The sequence below is a fragment of the Planktosalinus sp. genome (assembly GCF_059864935.1).
On record NZ_JCBCCK010000324.1, the window covers coordinates 1 to 3,190 of the forward strand.

Sequence of the window (3,190 nt, forward strand, 5' to 3'; positions counted from 1 at the left end):
TCGCCTAATTATTCAAGAAAATAGGGAAAAGTTTTGTGTTTTCATTTAAATAAGTGTTTTTAAAAACTACTTTCTTGGGTGGTACTTCAACAGCACATCACTCAGGTATTTTCTGTCTACGTGCATATAAATTTCGGTAGTTGTAATGCTTTCGTGACCCAGCATTTGTTGTATGGCTCTTAAATCTGCCCCGTTTTCGAGTAAGTGGGTTGCAAATGAGTGCCTGAATGTGTGCGGACTGATTGTTTTTCTAACTCCTGCTTTTTCTGCCAGTTGTTTTATGATGGTAAAAATCATGGCACGGGTGAGTTTTTTGCCCCTTCGGTTTAAAAAAAGAACATCTTGAAACTCTTTTACGATGTTTTCATGTGCCCTTATTTCGTTAATATAAATCGAAATATACTTCATGGTTACATTTGCGATAGGTACAAAACGTTGTTTGTTTCCTTTTCCGGTAACTTGAATAAAGCCTTCATCAAAAAACAAATCAGAGATTTTTAAATGGGTTAACTCTGAAACACGCAAACCGCAGCTGTAAAGTGTTTCCAGCATCGCACGGTTTCTTTCGCCTTGAGGGGTGCTTAAGTCAATGGCTTGGATAACGGCATTGATTTCTTGTTGTGACAAAGTATCGGGCAACTTTCGCCCGGTTTTGGGTGATTCAATGAGTTCCAGCGGATTGGTTTTCCTGTAATCTTCAAAAATCAGATAGTTGAAAAAACCTTTTAAACCCGAGATAATTCTACTCTGAGAACGCGGATTGACGTTTTTTGCCAGTTGGTAGATAAATTCCTGTACCTGATTTTCGTCAATTTGAACAGGTGACACCTGAATTTGATTGGTGTCAAGCCAACCCATTAATTTTTTGATGTCATATGAATAATTGAATATGGTGTTTTCAGACAAACCGCGCTCGATACGCAGGTAATTTTGATAATCTTTTAATGCCTGTTGCCATTTCATAAGTGAAAAAAATATTAAAAAAGTAAAAATATAAAGCCTATATTCATTTTTTAATGAAAGTTTAATAAAAAGCGAGTTTATAGCTTTTATATTTGTTTTACTAACTTAAATATTTTAAAACTATGAAACGTATTTTATTGATAGTATTTGTCACTTTTTTTATGGTGAACACATATTCACAAGGGTTAGACCTTGGCGTAAAAGCGGGGGTTAACTTTGCAACGATTAGCGATGCTTCAGTGAATTTGGATAACAGAACCGGATTTCACGCCGGGTTTTTTATGGCTATTAAATTTAATGATAAACTGGCCATACAGCCTGAAATGTTATATTCGCAACAAGGAGCCGATTTTGATCTGGGTAAATTTAACTTAGATTATGTCAATTTCCCGATAGTTATGAAATACTATTTGGTCAAAGGTTTAAATCTACAATTAGGGCCTCAATTTGGGTTTGTTGTTAACGATGAAATTTCATTTGCAGGAATTGCTGGTGATGCAGAAGCTGAAAAGTTTGATGTTGGCGGTATCATTGGTGCAGGTGTGGATTTGCCATTTGGTTTACGCATAGATGCCAGATACAATATTGGCTTTAGCAATGTAACCAAAGATGCTGATGGCAAAAACAGTGTTTTTTCACTTGCATTGGGCTATTCTTTCCTTTAAAGATATTAACAATAAAAACTGTTTAAGGCCACATATTATGTGGCCTTTTGCATTTATGAACATAGGGCAAATGACGTATTTTTTCATTAATTGCTTATTCAAATAGTTTTTTTTTTGTAGTTTTGATTCAATTAACTAACAAATTTAGACATTATGAAAAAAGTATTACTTATTGCTGCTATTGCAGTTTTTGGATTTACTTCTGTGCATGCACAGGAGGGAGGAATTAAAGCCGGAATTACCTTAGGTTTACCTATTGGGGATGTTTCTGACGGCTATACTTTTGCAGGAAGCGTTGATCTTGCATATCTTTTTGAAGTGGCTGATTCTTTCCAAGTTGGTCCAGCACTTAGCTATCTTCACTATATAGGTGATGAAATTTTTGGATTTGAGGTTGAAGACGCTTCTTTTCTTCCAGTTGCTGCATCGGCAAGATTCTACGCTTCTGAGCAATTTTTCTTTGGCGCAGATTTAGGATACGCCGTTGGTTTATCTCCTGACGGAAACGATGGAGGGTTTTACTACAAACCTAAAGCTGGTTACAGTTTCGGCTCAGTAGCTGTTTTAGCTTCCTATTCTGGAGTTAGTGTAGATGGCGGCGGAACTTTTTCTGCTATCGGTGTAGGAGTGGAATTCGGTTTCTAAAAATTTTTTATAAAAGTTCAATTTAGGGAGGGCAAACGCTCTCCCTTTTTTTATTATTTTAGCCTGTCAATTAATCCTATAATATATGAAAAACCTGATATTGGTCTTGTCTTTTTTATTTTTTACAACTTCAGTAACATTTGCCCAACAAAAACAAGGAGTCAAATTAGAAGGCTCTTTAGGAATTGTTACGGGCAATTACCCGGTAGAAACAGTTTTTGGGCTTGGTCTTGATTTGACGTATTTATTTGATATTACGGGTGCATTGCAATTGGGGCCCTCAGTGGGTTATCACAATTATTTTGGGAAGGGTAATTCACTTCCTCCGGCTATGGGCGGAGGGCATGCCAAAGATGTAAATGTATTGCCCCTTTCAGCATCGGCCAGATATTATTTTATCGATGAAATTTTTGTGGGAACTGATCTTGGTTATGGATTACATTTGGACAAAAGTCTCGAAAGTGAAAGTGGTTTCTACTTCAAACCAAAAATTGGTTTAAGCTGGGGGCCTATTAGTTCAATTCTGTCATACTCATCCATAATTGGTGAATTTGAAACATTCAGTGCCGTACATTTAGGGTTTGAAGTAGCATTTTAAATTAAAAATAATGAAAATCATCATCATCAACGGGCCCAATTTAAACCTTCTCGGAAAACGGGAAACCGACATTTACGGGTCTAAAAGTTTTGATGACTTTTTTGTTGAAATGCAATTCAAATACCGCGATGTGGAATTGACATACTTCCAGTCCAATATTGAAGGTGAAATCATCAATAAAATTCAGGAAACCGGATTTTCTTTTGACGGAATTGTACTTAATGCTGCGGCTTATACCCACACTTCAGTAGGCATTGGTGATGTGGTGAGAGCTGTTTCAACCCCGGTTGTAGAGGTGCATATTTCAAATACCTTTGCC

The 3,190-nt window shown here is 36.6% G+C and carries 5 protein-coding genes; 4 read left to right on the top strand and 1 reads right to left on the bottom strand.

Going from position 1 to position 3,190, the window contains the following annotated elements:
• Positions 1 to 66: 66 nt before the first annotated feature.
• Positions 67 to 963 (bottom strand): site-specific tyrosine recombinase XerD, encoded by an 897-nt coding sequence (gene xerD / locus AC6F75_RS10470; protein WP_500714969.1) that lies wholly within the window; start codon positions 961 to 963, stop codon positions 67 to 69.
• A 122-nt stretch (positions 964 to 1,085) separates the two neighbouring features.
• On the opposite strand from xerD, the gene AC6F75_RS10475 reads away from it, so the two are divergent.
• From AC6F75_RS10475 to AC6F75_RS10490, 4 genes are all read left to right on the top strand, one after another.
• Positions 1,086 to 1,628, top strand: coding sequence for an outer membrane beta-barrel protein (locus tag AC6F75_RS10475; RefSeq protein WP_500714970.1), 543 nt, complete (start codon positions 1,086 to 1,088; stop codon positions 1,626 to 1,628).
• Positions 1,629 to 1,781: 153 nt separating this feature from the next.
• Positions 1,782 to 2,273, top strand: a complete 492-nt coding sequence (locus AC6F75_RS10480) for a hypothetical protein (protein WP_500714971.1) — start codon at positions 1,782 to 1,784, stop codon at positions 2,271 to 2,273.
• 85 nt (positions 2,274 to 2,358) lie between these two features.
• Complete coding sequence (locus AC6F75_RS10485) at positions 2,359 to 2,871, top strand: hypothetical protein (RefSeq protein ID WP_500714972.1); 513 nt, start codon at positions 2,359 to 2,361, stop codon at positions 2,869 to 2,871.
• 10 nt (positions 2,872 to 2,881) lie between these two features.
• On the top strand, positions 2,882 to 3,190 hold a 309-nt coding region (locus AC6F75_RS10490), incomplete at its 3' end, for a type II 3-dehydroquinate dehydratase (RefSeq protein WP_500714973.1).

Bases quoted from the DNA above. Each gene is read 5' to 3' on its own strand.
- xerD (WP_500714969.1), bottom strand. From the start codon at position 963: ATGAAATGGCAACAGGCATTAAAAGATTATCAAAATTACCTGCGTATC.
- AC6F75_RS10475 (WP_500714970.1), top strand. From the start codon at position 1,086: ATGAAACGTATTTTATTGATAGTATTTGTCACTTTTTTTATGGTGAAC.
- AC6F75_RS10480 (WP_500714971.1), top strand. From the start codon at position 1,782: ATGAAAAAAGTATTACTTATTGCTGCTATTGCAGTTTTTGGATTTACT.
- AC6F75_RS10485 (WP_500714972.1), top strand. From the start codon at position 2,359: ATGAAAAACCTGATATTGGTCTTGTCTTTTTTATTTTTTACAACTTCA.